Origin of the sequence: Microbacterium sp. p3-SID336, assembly GCF_025143365.1 — a bacterium.
Lineage (GTDB): Bacteria > Actinomycetota > Actinomycetes > Actinomycetales > Microbacteriaceae > Microbacterium.
The window spans coordinates 18,187-38,374 of record NZ_JALXPE010000009.1; the positions used below are offsets into that span (position 1 = coordinate 18,187).

General features: G+C 71.3%; 19 protein-coding genes. 8 read left to right on the plus strand and 11 right to left on the minus strand.

The features are described from left to right. The first annotated feature begins 45 nt into the window (after nucleotides 1-45). A complete protein-coding gene (locus M3C17_RS03995; RefSeq protein WP_259976352.1) occupies nucleotides 46-1,341 on the plus strand; it encodes a glutamyl-tRNA reductase in 1,296 nt (431 codons plus the stop codon). 226 nt (nucleotides 1,342-1,567) lie between these two features. On the opposite strand, the gene M3C17_RS04000 is transcribed toward M3C17_RS03995, so the two are convergent. Genes M3C17_RS04000 through M3C17_RS04010 form a run of 3 tightly spaced genes read right to left on the minus strand, consistent with a single transcriptional unit; the run spans nucleotide 1,568 to nucleotide 2,171 of the window. Next, the gene (locus M3C17_RS04000; protein ID WP_259976409.1) at nucleotides 1,568-1,819 is read right to left on the minus strand and encodes a type II toxin-antitoxin system VapC family toxin; all 252 of its coding nucleotides are present in this window, start codon (nucleotides 1,817-1,819) and stop codon (nucleotides 1,568-1,570) included. After that, nucleotides 1,816-1,950, minus strand: coding sequence for a hypothetical protein (locus tag M3C17_RS04005; protein ID WP_259976353.1), 135 nt, complete (start codon nucleotides 1,948-1,950; stop codon nucleotides 1,816-1,818). The genes M3C17_RS04000 and M3C17_RS04005 overlap by 4 nt, the downstream gene beginning before the upstream one ends. Next, on the minus strand, nucleotides 1,947-2,171 hold the full coding sequence (locus M3C17_RS04010) for a FitA-like ribbon-helix-helix domain-containing protein (protein ID WP_259976354.1): 225 nt from the start codon (nucleotides 2,169-2,171) through the stop codon (nucleotides 1,947-1,949). The genes M3C17_RS04005 and M3C17_RS04010 overlap by 4 nt, the downstream gene beginning before the upstream one ends. A 70-nt stretch (nucleotides 2,172-2,241) precedes the next feature. Here M3C17_RS04010 and M3C17_RS04015 point away from each other — a divergent pair, with 70 nt between their 5' ends. Beyond that, nucleotides 2,242-2,814, plus strand: a complete 573-nt coding sequence (locus M3C17_RS04015) for an HhH-GPD-type base excision DNA repair protein (protein WP_259976355.1) — start codon at nucleotides 2,242-2,244, stop codon at nucleotides 2,812-2,814. Beyond that, a complete protein-coding gene (locus tag M3C17_RS04020; protein ID WP_259976356.1) occupies nucleotides 2,811-3,236 on the plus strand; it encodes a DUF1801 domain-containing protein in 426 nt (141 codons plus the stop codon). The genes M3C17_RS04015 and M3C17_RS04020 overlap by 4 nt, the downstream gene beginning before the upstream one ends. On the opposite strand, the gene M3C17_RS04025 is transcribed toward M3C17_RS04020, so the two are convergent. Together M3C17_RS04025 and M3C17_RS04030 are read right to left on the minus strand one after the other, a co-directional pair. Beyond that, nucleotides 3,226-4,920 (minus strand): ABC-F family ATP-binding cassette domain-containing protein, encoded by a 1,695-nt coding sequence (locus M3C17_RS04025; RefSeq protein WP_259976357.1) that lies wholly within the window; start codon nucleotides 4,918-4,920, stop codon nucleotides 3,226-3,228. The two genes, M3C17_RS04020 and M3C17_RS04025, sit on opposite strands and share 11 nt — an antisense overlap. Nucleotides 4,921-5,292: 372 nt before the next feature. Further along, a complete protein-coding gene (locus tag M3C17_RS04030; protein WP_259976358.1) occupies nucleotides 5,293-6,423 on the minus strand; it encodes an epoxide hydrolase family protein in 1,131 nt (376 codons plus the stop codon). A gap of 70 nt (nucleotides 6,424-6,493) precedes the next feature. On the opposite strand from M3C17_RS04030, the gene M3C17_RS04035 reads away from it, so the two are divergent. Beyond that, the gene (locus M3C17_RS04035; protein ID WP_259976359.1) at nucleotides 6,494-7,450 is read left to right on the plus strand and encodes a YafY family protein; all 957 of its coding nucleotides are present in this window, start codon (nucleotides 6,494-6,496) and stop codon (nucleotides 7,448-7,450) included. 90 nt (nucleotides 7,451-7,540) lie between these two features. Here the strand turns inward: M3C17_RS04035 and M3C17_RS04040 are convergent, their stop codons facing one another. Continuing rightward, on the minus strand, nucleotides 7,541-8,926 hold the full coding sequence (locus M3C17_RS04040; protein WP_259976360.1) for a glycine--tRNA ligase: 1,386 nt from the start codon (nucleotides 8,924-8,926) through the stop codon (nucleotides 7,541-7,543). Nucleotides 8,927-9,041: 115 nt separating this feature from the next. Here M3C17_RS04040 and M3C17_RS04045 point away from each other — a divergent pair, with 115 nt between their 5' ends. Next, on the plus strand, nucleotides 9,042-10,511 hold the full coding sequence (locus tag M3C17_RS04045) for a peptide MFS transporter (RefSeq protein ID WP_259976361.1): 1,470 nt from the start codon (nucleotides 9,042-9,044) through the stop codon (nucleotides 10,509-10,511). Between the two features lie 18 nt (nucleotides 10,512-10,529). Here the strand turns inward: M3C17_RS04045 and M3C17_RS04050 are convergent, their stop codons facing one another. Next, nucleotides 10,530-11,219, minus strand: coding sequence for a GNAT family N-acetyltransferase (locus tag M3C17_RS04050; protein ID WP_259976362.1), 690 nt, complete (start codon nucleotides 11,217-11,219; stop codon nucleotides 10,530-10,532). Nucleotides 11,220-11,304: 85 nt separating this feature from the next. Then, on the minus strand, nucleotides 11,305-11,925 hold the full coding sequence (locus M3C17_RS04055; protein ID WP_259976363.1) for a hypothetical protein: 621 nt from the start codon (nucleotides 11,923-11,925) through the stop codon (nucleotides 11,305-11,307). Nucleotides 11,926-11,980: 55 nt separating this feature from the next. Here M3C17_RS04055 and M3C17_RS04060 point away from each other — a divergent pair, with 55 nt between their 5' ends. After that, nucleotides 11,981-13,423 (plus strand): MFS transporter, encoded by a 1,443-nt coding sequence (locus tag M3C17_RS04060; protein ID WP_259976364.1) that lies wholly within the window; start codon nucleotides 11,981-11,983, stop codon nucleotides 13,421-13,423. Nucleotides 13,424-13,596: 173 nt separating this feature from the next. Here M3C17_RS04060 and M3C17_RS04065 read toward each other — a convergent pair whose 3' ends face one another. Together M3C17_RS04065 and M3C17_RS04070 are read right to left on the minus strand one after the other, a co-directional pair. Then, nucleotides 13,597-14,559 carry a serine hydrolase gene (locus tag M3C17_RS04065; protein WP_259976365.1) on the minus strand — a complete coding sequence of 321 codons (963 nt, stop codon included), beginning with the start codon at nucleotides 14,557-14,559 and terminating at the stop codon, nucleotides 13,597-13,599. A 111-nt stretch (nucleotides 14,560-14,670) separates the two neighbouring features. Further along, nucleotides 14,671-16,635, minus strand: a complete 1,965-nt coding sequence (locus tag M3C17_RS04070) for a M13 family metallopeptidase (protein WP_259976366.1) — start codon at nucleotides 16,633-16,635, stop codon at nucleotides 14,671-14,673. A 110-nt stretch (nucleotides 16,636-16,745) separates the two neighbouring features. On the opposite strand from M3C17_RS04070, the gene M3C17_RS04075 reads away from it, so the two are divergent. After that, the gene (locus tag M3C17_RS04075; protein ID WP_259976367.1) at nucleotides 16,746-18,068 is read left to right on the plus strand and encodes an MATE family efflux transporter; all 1,323 of its coding nucleotides are present in this window, start codon (nucleotides 16,746-16,748) and stop codon (nucleotides 18,066-18,068) included. Between the two features lie 21 nt (nucleotides 18,069-18,089). Here the strand turns inward: M3C17_RS04075 and M3C17_RS04080 are convergent, their stop codons facing one another. Next, entirely contained in the window at nucleotides 18,090-18,836 is a 747-nt protein-coding gene (locus M3C17_RS04080) for a TrmH family RNA methyltransferase (protein WP_259976368.1), read from the minus strand. Nucleotides 18,837-18,904: 68 nt separating this feature from the next. On the opposite strand from M3C17_RS04080, the gene M3C17_RS04085 reads away from it, so the two are divergent. Beyond that, complete coding sequence (locus M3C17_RS04085; RefSeq protein WP_259976369.1) at nucleotides 18,905-20,185, plus strand: Nramp family divalent metal transporter; 1,281 nt, start codon at nucleotides 18,905-18,907, stop codon at nucleotides 20,183-20,185. The last annotated feature ends 3 nt before the right edge of the window (nucleotides 20,186-20,188 follow it).

A 20,188-nucleotide genomic window follows, 5' to 3' on the forward strand; every position in this document is an offset into this window, starting at 1 on the left:
GGGCCGCCGAGTCCGCCCCTCCGCGCGCTCCGGTACAATCGGAGGGTGCTGCTGTGTGTCACGGCGAGTCACAAGACCGCCTCCTTCGAACTGCTCGAACGCCTGAGCCGCACCCCCGACGACGTCGCCCCCACTCTTGTGGGCATGACGCCGTGCGTGCAGGGTGCCGTGGTCCTGGCGACGTGCAACCGGTTCGAGGCGTACGTCGAGATGGACGAGCCCGTGACCGCCGCCGGTGCCATCGGCGTCGAAGCCGTGCTGGAGGCTGTCGAGTCCGCCACCGGTGTCCCCGCCGCAGAGCTGGAGGGCGCCTACACCGTCCACTCCGGGCGCCGCGTCGCCGAACACCTCTTCTCCGTCGCCTCCGGGCTCGAGTCCGTCGTCTCCGGCGAGGGCGAGATCGCCGGACAGGTGCGCCGCGCCCTGAAGTCCGCACGCAAGGAGGGCACGACCTCCCCCGAGCTGGAGCGCCTGTTCCAACGCGCCAGCCAGGCGCAGCGCAAGGTCAAGAACGTCACCGCGCTCGGCCGTGCCGGACGCTCGCTCGTCCGCCTCGCCCTCGAACTCGCCGACAGCCGCATCGTCGACTGGTCGGCGGAGCGCGTGCTGCTCGTCGGCACCGGCGCCTACGCCGCCGTCACCCTGGCCACACTGCGCGAACGGGGCGCGGTGGACATCTCGGTGTACTCGCCCTCGGGCCGCGCCGAGGTGTTCGCCACCAAGCACGGCATCCGCGCGGTGCCCGTAGACGCCTACGCCCGCACGGCCGCCCACTCCAGCCTGCTCATCACGTGCACCACGGCGACCGAGCCCGTGCTGGGGCCGGAGCACCTGCAGCTCCCCGCCGCGGCTGCGAGCTCCGGCTGCCCGGTGGGAACGCACAGCCAGCTCGTGGTGGATCTGGGCATGCCGCGCAACGTGGACCCCGCGGTCGCGGCGCTCGAGGGTGTGGCCCTGCTCGACCTGGAGACCATCCGCCTGCACGCCCCCCTGGAGGAGCTGCAGGCCACGGATGCCGCCCGGACCGTCGTGCGCGAAGCGGCAGACACCTTCCATGTGGTGGGCGCCCGGCAGAGCGTGACCCCCTCCGTGGTCGCCCTGCGCTCGCACATCTTCTCCCTGCTCGACACCGAGATCGACCGCGCCCGCGCGCGCGGCGACGAGGACGGCAAGGTCGAGCAGGCCCTGCGGCACCTCGCGGGTGTGCTGCTGCACACCCCGACGGTGCGCGCGCACGAGCTCGCCGCCGCCGGGCGCGCGGACGACTTCGCCGCCGCGCTCTCCGCCCTCTACGGCATCGCCCCGGAGGCGAACCCCGCGGAAGACGCCGCCACGGCCTGACCCGGGCCGGGGTGCTGGTCAGGAGGACAGGACCGCGCGCGCAGGCAGCGAGTCCGCCCACGACCCCTCGTGAATCTCGAAGTTCCCGGTTCGCCGACCGCACGTCGCGGCGGACTACGGCGGGCTGGAATCGCGACGCGCGCGGGCTCGCCGACCGCATGTCGCGGGACCGCAGTCACCCAGGAACCGCCGCAGGCGCTCGATCGCCGACCGCACATCGCGGCGGCTACGGCAGCAGCGCGCAGTCCTCGGCGGCGGCCGCCAGACGGGCGTCGAGCGTGAGCAGTTCGCACTCCAGCGCGCGGGCGAGCACGACATACATCGCGTCGTAAGCGCTGACGTTGTGGCGCAGGGAGTACACGGCGGGGAGCAACGGCATCATCGGGACCTCCTCCACGCCCAGGGCCTCGAACTCGCGGAACGCCCGCAGCGCCTGTTCGTCCGTGATCTGCCGGCTCAGCGACCATTCACGGATCACCGAGCGACCTCCGCTGTGAGATGCGCTGGTGCGTAGAGCTCCTGGCCGTCGAGCAGCGCCGCAGCACGACGGCCGGCTGCGGTTCCGAACAGGATCTCGGCGACCGCCGATGCATCGACGACCAGGGTCATCGACGAGGCCGCTGCGTCGCAAGCACCTCGGCGGCGGGCTCGAGGTCGGCGGCCGCGCGACTCGCGATGCGCTCCAGCAACTCGGCACGACTCGGACGCGTCGCGATGCGATCGAGCTCGCCGAGCAGGTAGTCGCTCAGAGAACGCCCCTCCAGCGCGGCCTTCGCCTTGAGCGCCCGACTGGTCTCCTCCGAGACGTTGCGCACCTGGATCGCCGTCATGCATCAAGCATACTTCGCATGCAGTCTGCATGCACTAATGACTGACCCTCGCGGGTGGGAGACTGAAGGCATGGCCCTTCACATCACCGGAGACACCGCCGCCGACGCCCTGCTCACCGAGAACCCGCTGGCCCTGCTGGTGGGGATGCTGCTCGACCAGCAGGTTCCCATGGAGACCGCATTCGCCGGCCCGCTCAAGATCGAGCAGCGCACGGGCGCGAGCGACGCCGCCGCCATCGCCGGCATGGCCCCCGACGAGTTCCTCGAAGCGTTCAAGCAGACGCCCGCCGTGCACCGTTTCCCCGGGTCGATGGCCGCCCGCGTGCAGACACTGTGCCAGGTGCTCGTCGACGAGTGGGGTGGCGACGCCTCGGCACTGTGGACGAAGGGCGATCCCGACGGACCCGAGGTGCTGCGCCGCCTGAAGGCCCTCCCCGGCTTCGGCGAGCAGAAGGCGAAGATCTTCCTGGCCCTGCTCGGCAAGCAGTACGGGTTCACCGGCGAGGGCTGGCGCGAGGCCGCCGGCGCGTATGGCGAGGAGGGTTCCTACCGCAGCGTGGCCGACATCGTCTCGCCCGAGTCGCTGACGAAGGTGCGCGAGTACAAGAAGGCGATGAAGGCCGCGGCCAAGGCGGCGAAGTGAAGCCGACCGGCGATGACGTCGCGGGGCTGATCGCCCGCTCGACTCCCGCCGTGCGCCGCCGCGACGCCGAGACCCTCACCGCGCTCCTGCAGGACATCACGGGGCGCGAGCCGCAGACGTGGGGCACGATCATCGGCTTCGGCTCCTGCCACTACCGCTACCCGACGGGAACCGAGGGCGACACCGCGGTGCTCGGCTTCGCACCCCGCAAGGCCGCCACCACCATCTACCTGTTCGAGGGGACGGACGCGCACGCGGAGGAGCTCGCGCGGCTCGGCCCGCACACCACGGGCGTCGGCTGCCTCTATCTCAAGGACCTCGAGCAGGTCGACCTCACCGTGCTGCGCGAGATCCTGGAGCACTCGCTCGCCTGGGTCGAAGCGGGCGGCGGCGACGGCGTGCAGCTCACCGTCACCGGCTGACCGCGACGCCGTCCGCCACCCGAAGGTGCCGTGCGCCCTCCGCGCGGCGCAGCCACCGTCGATCGTGCGTGACCGTGACCACCGCTGCGGGATGCCCGACCAGTGCGGCCTCCAGCTCGTCCACGAGCTCGGGCGCCAGGTGGTTCGTCGGCTCGTCGAGCAGCAGCACGTCGAAGCGGGAGGCCAGCGCCACCGCCAGGTCGAGCCGTCGACGCTGCCCCACGGACAGCGCGTTCACCGGCCGCTCGATCTCGTCCGCACGGAACAGCCCGTGCGCGAGCAGAGCCTCCGCCGCATCCACCGGCGCCACGCCCGTCCTCGCCGCGAACGAGGCCACGGCCGACGCCGAGCTGCCGTCGTCCACGCCCTGACGCAGCCATGCCACCCGCAGTTCGGCCGCCCGTTCCACGGTTCCCGTCGTGGGAGCGAGCGCGCCCGCGATCAGGCCGAGCAGCGTGGTCTTGCCTGCGCCGTTCGGACCGGTCACGAGCCAGCGGTCGCCCGCGCGCAGCGTCCACCCGTCCAAGGCAAGACGACGGGATCCCGCCGCGAAGCCGACGGCGTCGAACGTGACGAGTGGCCCCTCGGCCCCGGGGGCCTTCGACGCCGCCAGCACGAACCGCAGCGGCTCGGGCGGGGGCGGACACGGATTCTCCCGCAACCGCTCCAGTCGCTCCTTCGCCATGCGGATGCGGCCGACCGCACCGTGGTCGCGGCTGCGGGCCCGGAAGGCTCCATGGCCGAAGCCGTCGAGTTCGAGCTTGCGGGGGATCGCGTCCATCCGGAACGCGTTGGCGGCGATGAGCTCCTGGTTGCGGACGATCTCGGCCTTCCACTCCTCATGGCGCTCCAGCGCGCGGCGGCGCTCGGTCTCCCTGGCGCGCAGGAACCCGGCGTACCCGTCGCCGTAGCGCCGGATCGCACCGTCGCCCACGTGGACGATGTCGGTGGCGAGGCGATCCAGGACCTCGCGGTCGTGGGTGACGACCACGAGCGCGCCGCGGTGGGCGGCGATCCGCTCCTCGACCCACGCCATCGCCTGCGCGTCCAGGTCGTTGGTGGGCTCGTCCAGAAGCAGCAGCTCGGCCTGCGCGGACAGGGCGACGGCAAGCGCCAGGCGGGCACGCTCGCCACCCGACAGCTCTGCCACCGGGCGCCGTCGGTCGAGTCCGCCGACGCCGAGCTGGTCGAGCGCGGCGTCGATGCGATGGTCCACGTCGTAGCCGGCTCGTGCCTCGAAGCGGTCCTGCAGATCGGCCACGGCGGCCAGACGCTGCTCCTGCTCCGCAGGCGACGACGCGGCGGCGAGAAGATCGTACGCGCGCGCGAGGGCGCGTTCGAGCCGGCGCAGGTCGCCGAGCAGCTCGTCGATCGCCGCGGCGACCGTCGCACGCGGGGCGAACACCGGGTGCTGGAGGGCATGCGCCACTCCACCGGGCAGGTGGATGCGGGCCTCCCCTGCCGTCGTCGGGAGCGTGCCAGCCAGCAGTTCGAGCAGCGTGGACTTGCCGGCGCCGTTGTCGCCGATGATCGCGAGCCGGTCGGCCGGGCCGACGACGAGGTCGATCCGGTCCAGCACGACATGGTCGGCGAAGCGGACCGTGGCGGCACGGAGTTCGCATACGCGGTGCGAGCGCAGCGCGGCGACGGGGGTTGCGGGTGCGGATGGGAGTACAGGGAACATGGGGAGTCCTCTCCGACGGTGCAGACAGCACCGCGGCCTGCGTCGGATGACGCGGTGAACACGGACCTCGATCGCGTCGATGGACGACGCGTTCGCTCAGGACCCACCGCGGAGACGATGTCTCGACGCAGTGTCCCGATCTAGCGAATCAGAGTACCCACGGACGAAGAACCTAGCAGCTGGCTGTCGCGCGCGCCAGCATGGGCTTCAGCGCAGCACCTCGACGAGCGCCACCCACGACACCACCCGGTCCCGCGTGCATCCTCACTCGACACGGACACCCGAACCCGCGTCGCACGGACGCCGACTCAGGACCGCCCTCGCGGGGACGGTGCGAGGGCGGTCGAGGGTGGCAGCCGGTGAGGCCGAGGATCAGCGCAGCGCGGCGAAGAACGCCCGGATGTCTCCGGCGAGCTCGTCCGGGCGCTCCAGTGCGGCGAAGTGGCCGCCCTCGTCGAAGCGGCTCCAGTGCACGATGTTGTCGTTGTCGCGCTCCGCGAAGACCCGAATGGTCTGGAAGTCGTCGGCGAAGACGGCGACCCCGGTCGGCGCATGGTTGATGCGCGGCTCGGCCTCGGCCCTGGCGTTCTCCAGGTAGCTCCGGCTCATGCCCGAGGCGGCGTTCGCGAACCAGTTCACGCTCACCTCCAGCAGGATGCTGTCGAGCGGCACGAGCGAGGTGCCGTTGCCGAAGGAGTTGAACAGCTCGCTGTACGCCAGCAGGCCGACCGGGGAGTCGCTGAGCCCCACCGCCACGGTCTGCGGCCGGGACGAGTTCATCGTGTTGTAGCCGCCGACCGACTGGAACCACTGCATGTGCTCGAGACCGGCGTAGTCCTGCGGCTCCAGCTTCTCGAACTCCGCCGGGTCGCCGGACGGGAACGAGAACAGCTGCAGCACGTGCAGGCCGAGGAAGCCCTCCGGCGCGAGCAGCCCCAGCTCGCGCGCGACCATGGCGCCGTTGTCGGAGCCGTGGATGCCGTAGCGCTCGTACCCGAGCCCGCGCATGAGCCGGTCGTACGCCGCGGCGACCTTCGCGACGGTCCAGCCCGCCGCGGCGAGCGGCTGCGAGAACCCGTAGCCGGGGGCGTCCGGGATCACCAGGTGGAACGCGTCCTCCGCGCGGCCGCCGTGGGCCTCCGGATCGGTGAGGCGGTCGATGAGGTCGAGGTAGTCGACGGCCGAGCCGGGGTAGGTGTGGGCGAGCAGGAGGGGCGTCGCGTTCTCATGCCGTGAGCGCACGTGCAGGAAGTGGATGGTCTGCCCGTCGATCTCGGTCGTGAACTGCGGGTGGGCGTTGAGACGCTCCTGGGCTTCCGCCCAGTCGAACTCCTGCCAGGCCGCGATGGCCTCGCGCAGGTAGGAGTTCGGGGTGCCGGCGTCCCAGTCATCGACCGGCGCAGTACGCGGGAGGCGGGTGCGCGCGAGGCGCTCATGGAGGTCGGCGATCTCGACGGCGGAGATGTCGACGGCGAAGGGACGGATGTCGAGTGCGGTGTTCATGTCTCCGACGATAGAAGGGCATTAGGCTGGATCTGTTCCTAATGAAATCGGCATCATCGGGAGGTTCCGCATGGCCGATCCGACCGCCCGGCTGCTCGCCCTCCTCGCTCTCCTGCAGACCGGCCCCGAGCGGTCGGGACGCGAGCTCGCCCAGCGTCTCGGCGTCTCCGCGCGCACCGTCCGCCATGACGTCGAGCGGCTGCGCGACCTCGGGTACCCGGTCGACGCCACGCGCGGATCGACCGGCGGCTACCGACTCGGCGCGGGCGGCAAGCTCCCTCCGCTGCTGCTCGACGATGAGGAGGCGGTGGCGGTGACGGTCGGCCTGCGCGCCGCCGCCGGTATCACGGGGGTTGCCGAATCCGGCGCGCGCGCCCTTGCCAAGCTCGAACAGGTCCTCCCCTCCCATCTCCGGCCCACCGTCGACGCCCTGCGCACGAGCGTCGACCGTGCCCCGGAGAACAACGACACCGATGTACCGGACCCCGAGGTCGATCCGGCCACCCTGCGGGCGATCGCCGGCGCGATCCGCGATCAGGAGTGGCTGCGCTTCGACTACGACGGCGTCTCCCTGCGTGTCGAGCCCTACCGCCTGCTGACCTGGGTGCGCCGCTGGTACCTCGTGGGCCGCGACCCCGAGTCCGGCGAATGGGACACGTACCGCGTCGACTGGATGCAGCTGCGGATGCCCACACGTCGCCGCTTCGAGCCGCAGCCCCTGCCGGGCGGCGACTACACCGCGTTCGCCATGCGCACCATCGCCGTGAGCGGCTGGAAGGTGCACGCCCGACTGCGCATCGATGCGCCCGCCGAAGCCGTCCTCGACCGGATCCACGCCGCGGTCGGCGTCGTCGAGCCGGTGGACGACGACCACTGCATCCTCGTCACGGGCGCGGACAGCCTCGACACCGTCGCCGCCTACATCGGGATGCTGATGATGGACTTCACCGTGGAGAGCCCGCCGGAGCTCCTCCCCCGCCTGCAGCTGCTCTCCGAGCGCTACGCCCGCGCGGTCGCCGGTTCCTGACCGCGCCCGCCGACCCTCCCACGCCGGAACCCCCTCCCACCGGGGCGGCAGAAGGGGGTTCCGGTCAGGCGGGCGCGAGACCCGCCGTGCTCAGGCGCCGCGCAGGCGCTCCGCGAGATACGCGTGCAGGCCGTCGATCGGCACGCGCTCCTGCGCCATCGTGTCGCGGTCGCGCACCGTCACGGCGCGGTCGTCTAGCGAATCGAAGTCGACCGTGACGCAGAACGGCGTGCCGATCTCGTCCTGACGGCGGTAACGGCGGCCGATGGCACCGGCGTCGTCGAAGTCCACGGCCCACGAACCGCGCAGCGTGTCGGCCACCTCGCGCGCGAGCGGGGACAGGTTCTCGTTGCGGCTGAGCGGAAGCACCGCGGCCTTCACGGGCGCCAGACGCGGGTCGAGCTTCAGCACCGTGCGGGTGTCGGTGCCGCCCTTGGCGTTAGGCACCTGCTCCTCGACATAGGCGTCGACGAGGAAAGCCATCATGGCGCGCGTGAGGCCGAACGACGGCTCGATCACGTACGGGGTGTAGCGCTCCCCCGTGGCCTGGTCGAAGTACGTCAGGCTCTGGCCCGACGCCTCGCTGTGACTGGAGAGGTCGTAGTCGGTGCGGTTCGCGACGCCCATCAGTTCGCCCCACTCCTTGCCCGCGAAGCCGAAGCGGTACTCCACGTCGATCGTGCCGGCCGAGTAGTGCGCGCGGTCCTCTTCCGGCACGTCGAACTGCCGCATGTTCTCGGGATCGATGCCGAGGTCGATGAACCAGTTCCAGCACGCCTCGACCCAGTGGTCGAACCACTGCGGGGCTTCGGCGGGCGGGGTGAAGAACTCGATCTCCATCTGCTCGAACTCGCGCGTGCGGAAGATGAAGTTGCCCGGCGTGATCTCGTTGCGGAACGCCTTGCCGACCTGGCCGATGCCGAACGGCGGCTTCTTGCGGCTCGCGGTGAGCACGTTGGAGAAGTTCACGAAGATGCCCTGCGCGGTCTCGGGGCGCAGGTAGTAGAGGCCCGACTCGTCGTCCACGACGCCGAGGTACGTCTTGACGAGGCCGGAGAAGGCCTTCGGCTCCGTGTACTGCCCCTTCGTGCCGCAGTTCGGGCACGGCACGTCGGCCAGCCCGTTCTCGGCCTTGCGACCCTTGCGCGCCTCGAAGTCCTCGATCAGGTTGTCGGCGCGGAAGCGCTTGTGGCACTGCAGGCACTCGACCAGCGGGTCGGTGAACGTCGCGACGTGCCCCGAGGCCTCCCACACGCGCTTGGGCAGGATGATGCTCGAGTCCAGGCCGACCATGTCTCCGCGACCGCGGACGAACGTCTGCCACCACTGCCGCCGGATGTTCTCCTTGAGCTCGGTACCGAGGGGTCCGTAGTCCCAGGCGGAACGCGAACCGCCGTAGATCTCACCCGCCTGGAAGACGAACCCGCGGTGGCGGGCGAGGGCGATGACCTTGTCAAGACGGGACTGTTCGGCCACGGTGGCTCCAATGGTCGGATGCGGAGAACGCCCGTGAGCACGGGCACCGCCATTCTATCCGTGGTCGCAGCGCGCCCCCTGGCCGCGCGGACCCCCGGAGAGTACCGTCCCACGCATGAGCACCGCATCGGCACGGCCCGCCTCCCGCGACGAGGACACCCGCTTCTTCGGGCAGCCGTGGTCGCTCGTCCACATCTTCGGCGTGGAGATGTGGGAGCGGTTCAGCTTCTACGGCATGCAGGGCATCCTGCTCATCTACCTGTACTTCTCGGTCGCCCAGGGCGGTCTCGGCCTGCCGGAGTCGGTGGCGGGCGGCATCCTCGGCGCGTACGGCGGCTCCGTGTACCTGTCGACCATCCTCGGCGCCTGGCTCGCCGACCGGCTGTTCGGCTCGGAGCGGGTGCTCTTCGTCAGCGCCATCGTCATCGTCTGCGGCCACCTGGCCCTGGCGCTGCTGCCCGGGTTCGTGGGCGTCGGCGTCGGCCTCGTGCTCGTGGCTCTCGGCTCCGGAGGCCTGAAGGCCAACGCGACAGCGGTCGTCGGAACGCTCTACCGCCCGGACGACGTGCGCCGCGACGCCGGCTTCTCGCTCTTCTACCTCGGCATCAACCTCGGCGCCTTCCTCGGTCCGATCCTCACCGGGCTCCTGCAGTCGACCCTCGGCTTCCACTGGGGCTTCGGCCTCGCGGCGCTCGGCATGACCCTGGGCCTCGTGCAGTACTCGTTCGGCCGACGCGGGCTTCCCGACTCCGCCCGCGCGGTCCCGAACCCGCTCCCCCGCTCGCGCTATCCGCTGGTCGCCGGCATCGCCGTGGGCGCGGTGCTCCTCATCGCGGTGCTCGTCCTGACCGGCGTCATCCAGGTGGGCAACCTCGCCCTCATCGTGATCGTCATCACCGTGGTCGCCGCCATCGCCTATTTCGCCGTGATCCTCACCAGCCGCCGCATCGACGCCACCGAGCGCTCGCGGGTGTGGGGCTTCCTGCCGCTGTTCCTCACGAGCGTCGCCTTCTGGTCGCTGTACCAGCAGCAGTTCACGGTGCTGACCATCTACTCGGACAAGCGCCTCGACCGGAACCTGTTCGGCTGGGAGATGCCGGTCTCCTGGGTTCAGTCGATCAACCCGGTCTTCATCATCATCCTGTCCGGCGTCTTCGCCGCCATCTGGACGAAGCTCGGCACGCGTCAGCCGTCGACGCCGGTGAAGTTCGCGCTCGCCGCCATCATCATGGGCTCGGCGTTCCCGCTGTTCCTGCCGTTCGCGGGCGGCGGGGCGAACTCCACCCCGCTGCTGGCGATCGTCGGGATCCTCTTCGTCTTCACGGTCGCCGAGCTGCTGCTCTCTCCGGTCGGGCTCTCGGTCACGACGAAGCTCGCTCCCGCAGTGTTCCAGACGCAGATGGTGGCGCTGTTCTTCCTGTCGATCGCCCTCGGCACCGCCATCTCGGGCGAGCTCGTGCGGTTCTACGACCCGGAGAACGAGGTGCCGTTCTTCTCGATCCTCGGCGGCATCGCGATCCTCGTCGGAGTCGGGCTGCTGCTGAGCGTCAAGCCGGTGCTGCGGCTCATGCGGGGTGTGCGCTGAGCCGCCGCCGGCACGCGCTCAGGCCGTGAAGAGGTAGCCGCGCCCCGCCTCGAACCCGGCGATCCGCAGACCGCTGCCGAGCAGCCCCTCCATCTGCGCGCGCAGACGCAGCCGCCACTCGTGCGCGGCCTCGGGGTCGGACACGCGCAGGGCCTCGATGTCGTCCGGGATCTCCAGTGTCTCGACCACGGCGTCGGCGGCCGGGGGCTTCGCGATGTCGGCCAGCGCCCACTCGACGTCGAGGCGGTCGCTCTCATCGCCCGCATCGCCGCCGCCGAAGATGCCGTACCGGTTGACGGAGTAGCCCGTGGCGCGGGCGCCGAGCACGGTCAGGAAGAAGTGCGCGTTGCGGGCGACCAGCGGGTCGAAGGTCCAGGTGATGCGGCCGACGTCGCGCGAGAACGCCCACTGGCGCTGGTGCTCCTTGAGCTCGCGCCCCCAGCCGCGGCCGCGGTACTCGGGCAGCAGCGCCGTGATGTGCGAGTGCATCGCGCGCCGCGCCGGCTCCCCGAAGAACGCGATGGACGCGCCCACCATGCGTTCGTCGTCGCCCTCGCCGTCGAAGAAGCCGACGACGTAGTTGCCCGACTGCTGCAGGGCGCGCAGGGTCCCGGCATCCACCACGCGCTGCGGACCCCGGATGGAGTCGAGCAGGCCCTGCGCGTCGAGGATGAGTTCAACGGTGTCCAGATCGCGGATGGTTCGCACGGACCCAGTCTGCCCCTCCTCCCCCGGTTCGCGGAAACCGTGCCCCGGTCAGGGGGACGGCCTCTGCGGTGCGGCCCCGGCGAGCTCACCGGTGCGGGAACGCCTCGCCACCCCCCGCGGCCAGGGCCTCCGCGACGATCCCCAGGTGATCCTCCGCCATCTCTGTGCGCATCGGCGGCAGGATCCCGTCCCAGAACGCGAGCACCGCGCCGCGACCCTGCATCATGCCGGCCGGACGAGCCAGGGCCCACATGTGCATGTGCGCCGACCCGTCGTTCCAGCGACCGAAGTGACAGCGCGCGACACCGGGGATGCTCTTGACGGCCTCCGACACGCGCTGCATCAACGGTCCGAGAGCGGCCAGCACGTCCTGCGGGGCGTTCTCCAGGAGCCAGTGCTCACGCGGCGCGACACCGCCGATGAAGGGCAGGCCGCCGACCTCCCACCCCGCACGAACCTGCCAGAGCTCGTCATGCCAGATGGTGTGCACGCTGGGGCCGCAGTGACCGCATTCCTCGGGATCCACTTCTCCGACGCGCGGCTTCTCGGGCACGAGCATCGGTTCGAGAGGCCGCATCGTGACGCTGTCGAAGGCGCCGGGCAGCCCCTCTGCGATCGCCGAGGCATCGAGGATCTCGCCGATCGGGAGCAGGCGGTGGTACGCGGAATCGGCGGGATGCTGCGCGGGCGCGCTGTCGTCGGTCATCGCGCCATGAAACCACACCGGCGCCGCACCCGCGGAACGCCGATAGCCTTGACCGGTGGGTGCGAGCGACGACAGAGCCAGGAAGCGGCTCTCCCGCACCCCTCCCCGCTGGGCGATCATCGCCGTGCTGGCCTTCGCCGGCCTGTGCTCCTCGTTCATGTTCACGCTGGTGGTGCCGCTGCAGGCGGAGCTGCCGCAGCTGCTGAACGCCTCCCGCGAGGACACCAGCTGGGTCGTCACCATCACCCTGCTCGTCGCCGCCGTCGCCACCCCGATCTCCGGGCGCCTGGGCGACATGTACGGCAAGCGCCGCGTCGTGATCGTGCTGCTCGCGATCCTCGTCCTCGGCTCCGTGATCGCCGCCGTGTCCGGGTCCATCGTCGGGGTCGTCATCGGCCGGGCGCTGCAGGGGGCCGTCACGGGGGTGGTGCCGCTGGGCATCGCGATCATGCGCGACGTGCTGTCACCGGAGCGCCTCGGCACGGCCGTCGCCCTGATGAGCGCGACCATGGGCGTCGGCGGCGCGATCGGCATGCCCGTCGCGGCACTGCTCGCCGAGAACGCCGACTGGCACATGCTGTTCTGGCTGGCGGCCGGCCTCGGCGTCCTCGGACTCGTCCTCGTGCTCGCGGTGGTCCCCGAAGACGTGCTCCGCTCGCCCGGGCGCCTTGACGTGCTCGGTGCGGTGGGACTCGCGACCGGCCTCACCGGGCTGCTGCTCTTCGTCTCCCGCGGCGCCGAGTGGGGCTGGACGGCGCCGCTGACCCTGGCGTGCGTGATCGGCGGCGTCGCGGTCCTGCTGGTCTGGGGCTGGTATCAGCTGCGCACGAAGGATCCGCTGCTCGACCTGCGGGTCGCCGCGCGCCCCGCAGTGCTGTTCACGAACATCGCCGCGATCGGGATGGGCTTCGCCCTGTTCGCCTCGAACGTCACGTTCCCGCAGCTGCTGGAGATGCCCGCCGGGACCGGAGCCGGATTCGGGCTCGACATGGTGGCGGCCTCGCTCGTCATCATGCCCGCGGGACTCGTGATGATGGTGATCTCGCCGCTGTCCGGCTGGCTGGAGCGCACCGTGGGCCCGCGTCCGCTGTTCACGGTCGGCGCGATCGCGATCGTGCTCGCCTACGTCTTCGTGCTGCTGTGGTCGACCGCGGTGTGGCACATCTTCGTCGCCAACATCTTCATCGGGATCGGCATCGGCTTCACGTTCGCGGCGATGCCGATGATCATCATGCGGGCCGTCCCCGCGAACGAGACGGGCGCCTCGAACGGACTCAACGCGCTGTTCCGCTCCGTCGGCACCTCGACGGCCTCGGCCGTGATGGGCGGGGTGCTCGCGGCGATGAGCGTCGACGTCGGCGGCGTGGCCGTGCCGACCAGGGCCGCCTTCGAGGTGTGCTTCTGGCTCGCGATCGCGGCCGGCATCGTGGCCGTCATCCTGTCGCTGTTCATCCCGCGACGCCGCAGCACGGAGCAGCACCCCTCGCTCCCCGGGTGATGCCCCGCGGCGTCGCACCCGCGGCGTCGCACCCGCGCGGTTCGCACCTCCGCCACGTCGCACCGGCACGGTTTCGCACTTTCGCGCCCTCGTCGCAAAGACGTCGCGACGGCGTGCGTGCTCTTGCGGATCTGCGACCTGGGGCGGCGGAGGAGCTGGCCGACGCGGCGAGGTCAGTGCGTGTACTCCATCAGTTCGACGCCGAGCACCCGGAACGCGTCGTGCGCGCGCAGGCGGTGCGTGATGGAGAGGTCGTCGAAGCACACCACGAGCGCGTAGCCCACCCCGGCGCGCGGACCCGCGAGCACGCCGGCCTCGGCCCGCACGCCCCGGTCTCGACCCGTCTTGTTCACGAACAGCAGCCCGTGCGCGTCGTGGTCGTGCGCGAACGGGTCGAGCCCGGTCGCGGACGCCACGAGGCTCAGGTCCTGGTTCAGGCTCAGCCACTCCGCCACCTGGGCGCTCACCGCGGCATCGACCACCTGCGAGTTCACGAGGGCGGAGAACAGCCCGGCGAACTCCCGTGCCGACCCCACCGCCACCTGCGGCGCGTCGTCCGGGCCGCGGCGGTCGCGGAACCGGTCGAGCAGAGCCGTGCGGCGCAGGCCGAGCCCTTCGATCCGCTGACGCACGCGGTCGTGCCCGACCTTCTCCAGCAGGATGTTGACCGCGATGGGGTCGCCCGCGGTGGCGGCCAGCACGGCGAGGTCCTCCAGCGGCAGCGCCGGCGCACGGAGATGGCGCCACAGCCCCGAGGTCTCCACCGCGTCGACGCTCGTGCGCTCCACGATCTCGAGCGGATCCAGCGCGCCCGACGCGAAACCCGCGGCGACCTCGATCAGCAGCGGCACGACGCCGAGCCCCGCGACGGGCATCGTCACGTGGTCGTCGCCCGCGAGGACATGCACGTGCGAGTCGAGGTCGACGACGTGCACGGAGACCTGGGCACCCGCGTCGGCCAGGCCCTCCAGCGCCTTCAGTGTTGCGGTGAAGGAGCGGCGTCCGACCGCGGCCCTGCGGGGAAGCCGACGGCTGGTGCGCTGCGAACGGCGGGCGTTCGACGCCTCGGGCGCGCCTCCCATCGGCTCGGGGACCGAGGGGTTTCGGAACCCATCGCCAGGCTCGAGAGCGGCCACGCGTGATCCTTCGGGAGGGGGTTGATCGGCATGCCGAGGGGAGGCGCTCCCCAGCGGCAGGGATATCGTAACCCCACCGCCGGGGCTGGCCTCACAGCGTCCGGCGAATGGTCACCAGATGGTCACCCGGGAGGCGGCAGGCAGCCAGAGCGCGTCGCTCTCGGTCACCTCGAAGGCCTCGTAGAACGCGTCGATGTTGCGCACGATCTGGTTGCAGCGGAACTCGTTCGGCGAGTGCGGGTCGATCGTCAGCAGTCGCAGCGTCTCGGCCTCGCGGCTCTTCTGCTGCCACACCTGCGCCCACGACAGCAGCAGCCGCTGCACGCCCGTGTAGCCGTCGATCACCGGAGCCTCCGCGCCGCCCAGCGAGAGCTCGTACGCCTTCAGCGCGATGCCGAGCCCGCCGAGGTCGCCGATGTTCTCGCCGATCGTGAGGGCGCCGTTCACGTGGTGCTCCGCGTCGAGCCCCTCCGGAACCAGCGCGTCGTACTGCGCGATGAGCTCCTTGGTGCGCTCCTCGAAGGCCGCGCGGTCGGCGTCGGTCCACCAGTCCTGCAGGCGTCCATCCCCGTCGTAGCGGCTGCCCTGGTCGTCGAAGCCGTGTCCGATCTCATGACCGATCACCGCACCGATGCCGCCGTAGTTCGCCGCCGCGTCACGCCCCGCATCGAAGAACGGGTACTGCAGGATGGCCGCGGGGAACACGATCTCGTTCATCAGCGGGTTGTAGTACGCGTTGACGGTCTGCGGCGGCATGTACCACTCGGTGCGGTCGATCGGCTTCCCGACCTTCGCGACGTTGCGGTCGTGCTCGAAGATCGCGGCCCGGCGCACGTTGCCGAGCAGGTCCGCGCGGTCGATCTCGAGGGTGGAGTAGTCGCGCCAGACCTCGGGGTGGCCGATCTTCGGCGTGAACGCCTCGAGCTTGGCCAGAGCGCGCTGCCGGGTCTCCGCGGTCATCCACTCCAGCTTCTCGATGCTCTGTCGGTACGCCTCGATGAGGTTCGCCACGAGCTCGTCCATCGCGGCCTTCGCCGTCGGCGGGTAGTGCCGCTCGACGTAGACCTTCCCGATCGCCTCGCCCAGCGCGCCCTCGGTGACCGAGACGCCGCGCTTCCAGCGCTCCCTGATCGTGGGCACGCCCGTGAGCTCGGTGCCGTAGAACGAGAAGTTCTCCTGCACGATCTCGTCGGTGAGGTAGGGGGCAGCCGCGTGGACGACCTGGGCGCGCAGCCACGCCTTCCAGTCGTCCAGGCGCTCGGCGGTGAGCAGGGCGCCGAGGCCCTCCAGGAAGCTGGGCTGGTAGACGACGGCCTCGGCGAACGCCTCGGGGTGAGCGGGAGCCACGGCATCCCGCCAGGGCGCGAGGTCGACGCCCGCGAGCTGCTGGATCTCCTCCCAGCTCTTCAGGTTGTAGGTGGCGACGGCGTCGCGGCTCTTCACGTTGTCCCAGTGGTGGCCGGCGAGCTCGGTCTCCAGCGCGATCGCGCGGTCGGCCTGGGCAGCGGCGTCCGACACCCCGGTGAGATCGAACAGTCGCTCCAGGTGCGCGCGGTACGCGGCCCGTGTGCCCTCGAACGTGTCGAGGCGGAAGTAGCTCTCGTCGGGCAGCGACAACCCCGCCTGCACGAGGAAGGGCACGTAGCGCTCCGGGTTGCCGGGGTCGGGCTCGATGTACAGCCCGATGAGGTGCGCGCGACCGTCGCGGTCATAGGCGCCCACCGTGCGGAGGAACGCGGGGATGCCGTCGATCGCGTCGATCTCGGCCAGCGTCTCCGCGAGCGGGGTCACCCCGGCCGCCGCGATCCGCTCGGTGTCCATGAAGCTCGCGAACAGGCCGCCGATCTTCCCGGCGAGCGTGCCCTCCTCGGCGCTCTGCGACTCCTCGATGATCGCGCGCACGTCCTTCTCGGCCTGCTCGGCGAGGAGGTGGAACGACCCCCACCGCGCCTTGTCGCCGGGGATCTCGGTGCGGTCGATCCAGGCGCCGTTCACGTGGCGGTACAGGTCGTCCTGCGGGCGGATGTCGGAGCTGAACTCATCGAGGGCGAGGCCCACCGGAAGCACGTCGGTCATACGCTCCAGCCTAGGACGGGGGTCCCCCACGCTGTCCAGGATGCGACGCGCGTCGACATCGTGCGGGCGGCACGGCCGGCGGTGTCGGCGGGAGGTCATAGGCTCGGAGGATGGCCGCGCGCACGACCCTGAACCGAGAGATCCTGCGCCTCGCCGTCCCTGCGCTGGGCGCCCTGATCGCCGAGCCCGCGTTCCTCATCGTGGATGCGGCGCTGGTCGGTCACCTCGGCACCGCGCCGCTCGCGGGACTCGGCATCGCGGGCGCCGTGCTGCAGACCATCGTCGGGCTCATGGTGTTCCTCGCCTACTCCACGACCCCCGCCGTCGCACGCCGATTCGGCGCCGGGAAGCCGGGCGAGGCCGTGTCGGTCGGCATCAACGGCATGTGGCTCGCGCTCGGCCTCGGCGCCGTGCTCGCCGTCGTCGGCGCCGTCTCGTCGCCGTGGCTCGTGTCGCTGTTCGGTGCGAGCGAGGCCGTCTCCGCCCAGGCGAACGATTACCTCGTGATCTCCATGTGGGGCCTGCCGGCGATGCTGATCGTGTTCGCCGCGACCGGCCTGCTGCGCGGGATGCAGGACACCGTGACGCCGCTGTGGATCGCGGGGCTCGGCTTCGGCGCCAACGCCCTGTTGAACTGGCTGTTCATCTACGGCCTCGGCTGGGGTATCGCCGGTTCCGCGGCGGGCACCGTGACCGCGCAGTGGGCCATGGTCGCGGCCTACGTGCTCGTGGTGCAGCGCCTCGCCGCCCGGCACAGCGCCTCCCTCCGCGCACAGCGGGAGGGCCTGAGGCACACGGCGACCTCGGGCGGATGGCTGTTCCTGCGCACGGTCAGCCTGCGGGTGGCCCTGCTCGCGACCGTCGGGGTGGCCACCGGCATCGGCACGGACGAGCTCGCGGGCTGGCAGATCGTGTTCACGATCTTCTCGGCCGCGGCCTTCGCGCTCGACGCCCTCGCCATCGCCGCGCAGGCGCTGATCGGCAAGGAGCTCGGCGCAGGCGACGAGCAGCAGGTGCAGCGGGTGCTCGGCCGGACGGTCGCGTGGGGGGTCTGGTTCGGCGTGATCGTCGGGGCGCTCATCGCTGCGCTGTCCGGTGTGCTCGGCATCGTGTTCACCGGCGACCCCAGGGTGGCGGAGCTCGTGCAGCCCGCGCTCCTCGTGCTCGCCGTGGCGCAGCCGATCGCCGGGGTGGTGTTCGTGCTCGACGGGGTGCTCATGGGGGCGAATGACGCCCGCTACCTCGCCATCGCGGGCGGCCTGAACCTCGTGCCGTTCCTCCCGGCGCTCTGGCTCATCGCCGTGCTCGGCCTCGACGGCGCCGCCGGCCTGGTCTGGCTCGCGGTCGCGTTCTTCGGCGTGTATCTGCTGGCGCGGCTCGGCACGCTCGGCTGGCGGGTGCGCTCCGGCCGCTGGCTCCGCGCGACCGCCTGACCGGGTCGCCGCGGTCGTGCGTCAGTCCGCGTAGCGGCGGCACCACTCGTACATGATGACGGCGGCTGCGGCGCTCGCGTTGATCGAGCGGGTCGAGCCGTACTGCGTGATCTCGATGTGCGCGGTGGCCGCGGCGAGCGCCTCGGCGGACAGCCCCGGACCCTCCTGGCCGAAGAGCAGCACGCACGCGCGCGGCAGCTCGGCGCGGTCGACCGGCACGGCGCCCTCGACGTTGTCGACCGCGATCACGGGCAGCTTCTCCGCGGCGGCCCACGCGGCGAAGGCGGCGACGTCCTCGTGGTGCACGACGTGCTGATACCGGTCGGTGACCATCGCCCCGCGCCTGTTCCACCGCCGGCGGCCGATGATGTGCACGGTGTCGGCGAGGAACGCGTTGGCGCTGCGCACGATCGAGCCGATGTTCATGTCGTGCTGCCAGTTCTCGATCGCCACGTGGAACGGGTGTCGGCGGGTGTCGAGGTCGGCCACGATCGCCTCCATCCGCCAGTAGCGGTAGCGGTCGATCACGTTGCGGGTGTCCCCCTCCGCGAGCAGATGGGGGTCGTAGCGCTCATCCTCGGGCCAGGCCTCGCGGCCACCCGGCCAGGGCCCGACGCCGTAGCCCGGCTGCGCGGTCGAGCCGCCGTGCACCTCGTCGCGCGGGTCCGTCGCCTCGCCGCGCGGGTCCGTCGCCTCGCCGGGCGCGTCCGCGGCGATCTCGGCCGCAACGGGAGAGGCGAGGTGATCGGGAAGGGGGCGCGAGTCCATCCCGCCAGGCTATCGGGCGTGCCCCTCGAGATATTTAGGTGTACCGAAAAATGCGCTACGGTTTCGGTGTGCCTAAAAATGTGACCGCCTCGACGCCGACCGCTGCCGCCCCGCCACGGAGCCTGTGGCTGCTCGGGCCCGCCCTCGTCGCCGGCGTCGCCTACCTCGACCCCGGCAACGTCGCCAGCAACATGACCGCGGGAGCCCAGTACGGCTACCTGCTGGTGTGGGTCGTCGTGGCCGGCAACGTGATGGCGTGGCTGATCCAGTACCTCTCCGCCAAGCTCGGCGTGGTCACGGGGCAGAGCCTGCCCGAGGTGCTGGGCACGCGACTCCGCCGCCCGTGGGCCCGCCGCGCGTACTGGCTGCAGGCCGAGCTCGTGGCCATGGCCACCGACCTCGCCGAGATCATCGGCGGTGCCGTCGCGCTCAACCTGCTGTTCGACATCCCGCTGCTGCTGGGGGGTCTGCTGACCGGGGCCGTGTCGATGGTGCTGCTCACGGTGCAGAGCCGCCGCGGCGCTCGTCCGTTCGAGTTCGTGATCATCGGGCTCATGGTCATCATCACGGTCGGCTTCCTGGCTGGACTGTTCCTGGCACCGCCCGACCCCGCCGGCGTCGTGGGCGGCCTTGTGCCGCGGTTCGAGGGCACGGGCTCGGTGCTGCTCGCCGCCTCCATCCTGGGCGCCACGATCATGCCGCACGCGATCTACGCGCACTCCTCGCTCGCCCGCGACCGCTTCGGCTCTGCGGACGGCCTGCCGCACGAGGAGCAGGCGCGCGTCGAGACCTCGCGCATCCGCCGCCTGCTCACAGCCACCCGCTGGGACGTGTCGGTAGCGATGGTCATCGCGGGGTCGGTGAACCTCGGGATCCTGCTGCTCGCCGCCGCCAACCTCGCGGGCGTCGAGGGCACCGACTCGCTGGAGGGCGCGCACGCCGCCCTCGCCGCCGGCCTCGGACCCGTCGTCGCGACGTTCTTCGCGGTGGGCCTGCTCGCCTCCGGTCTCGCCTCGACCTCGGTGGGCGCCTACGCCGGAGCCGAGATCATGCACGGTCTGCTGCGCGTGCGCATCCCGCTGCTCGCGCGGCGACTCGTCACGCTGATCCCGGCACTCGCGATCCTCGGCGCGGGCATCGACCCGACGCTGGCGCTCGTGCTGAGCCAGGTGGTCCTGTCGTTCGGCATCCCGTTCGCGCTCCTGCCGCTCGTGGTGCTGACGGCGCAGCGGCGCACTCTCGGCGCCTGGACGAACACCCGGCTGACCACGGCGGCGGGCATCGTCGCCTCCGTGCTGCTCATCGCTCTCAACGGCGCCCTGCTCTGGCTGGTGCTGACGGGGTCGTGAGCC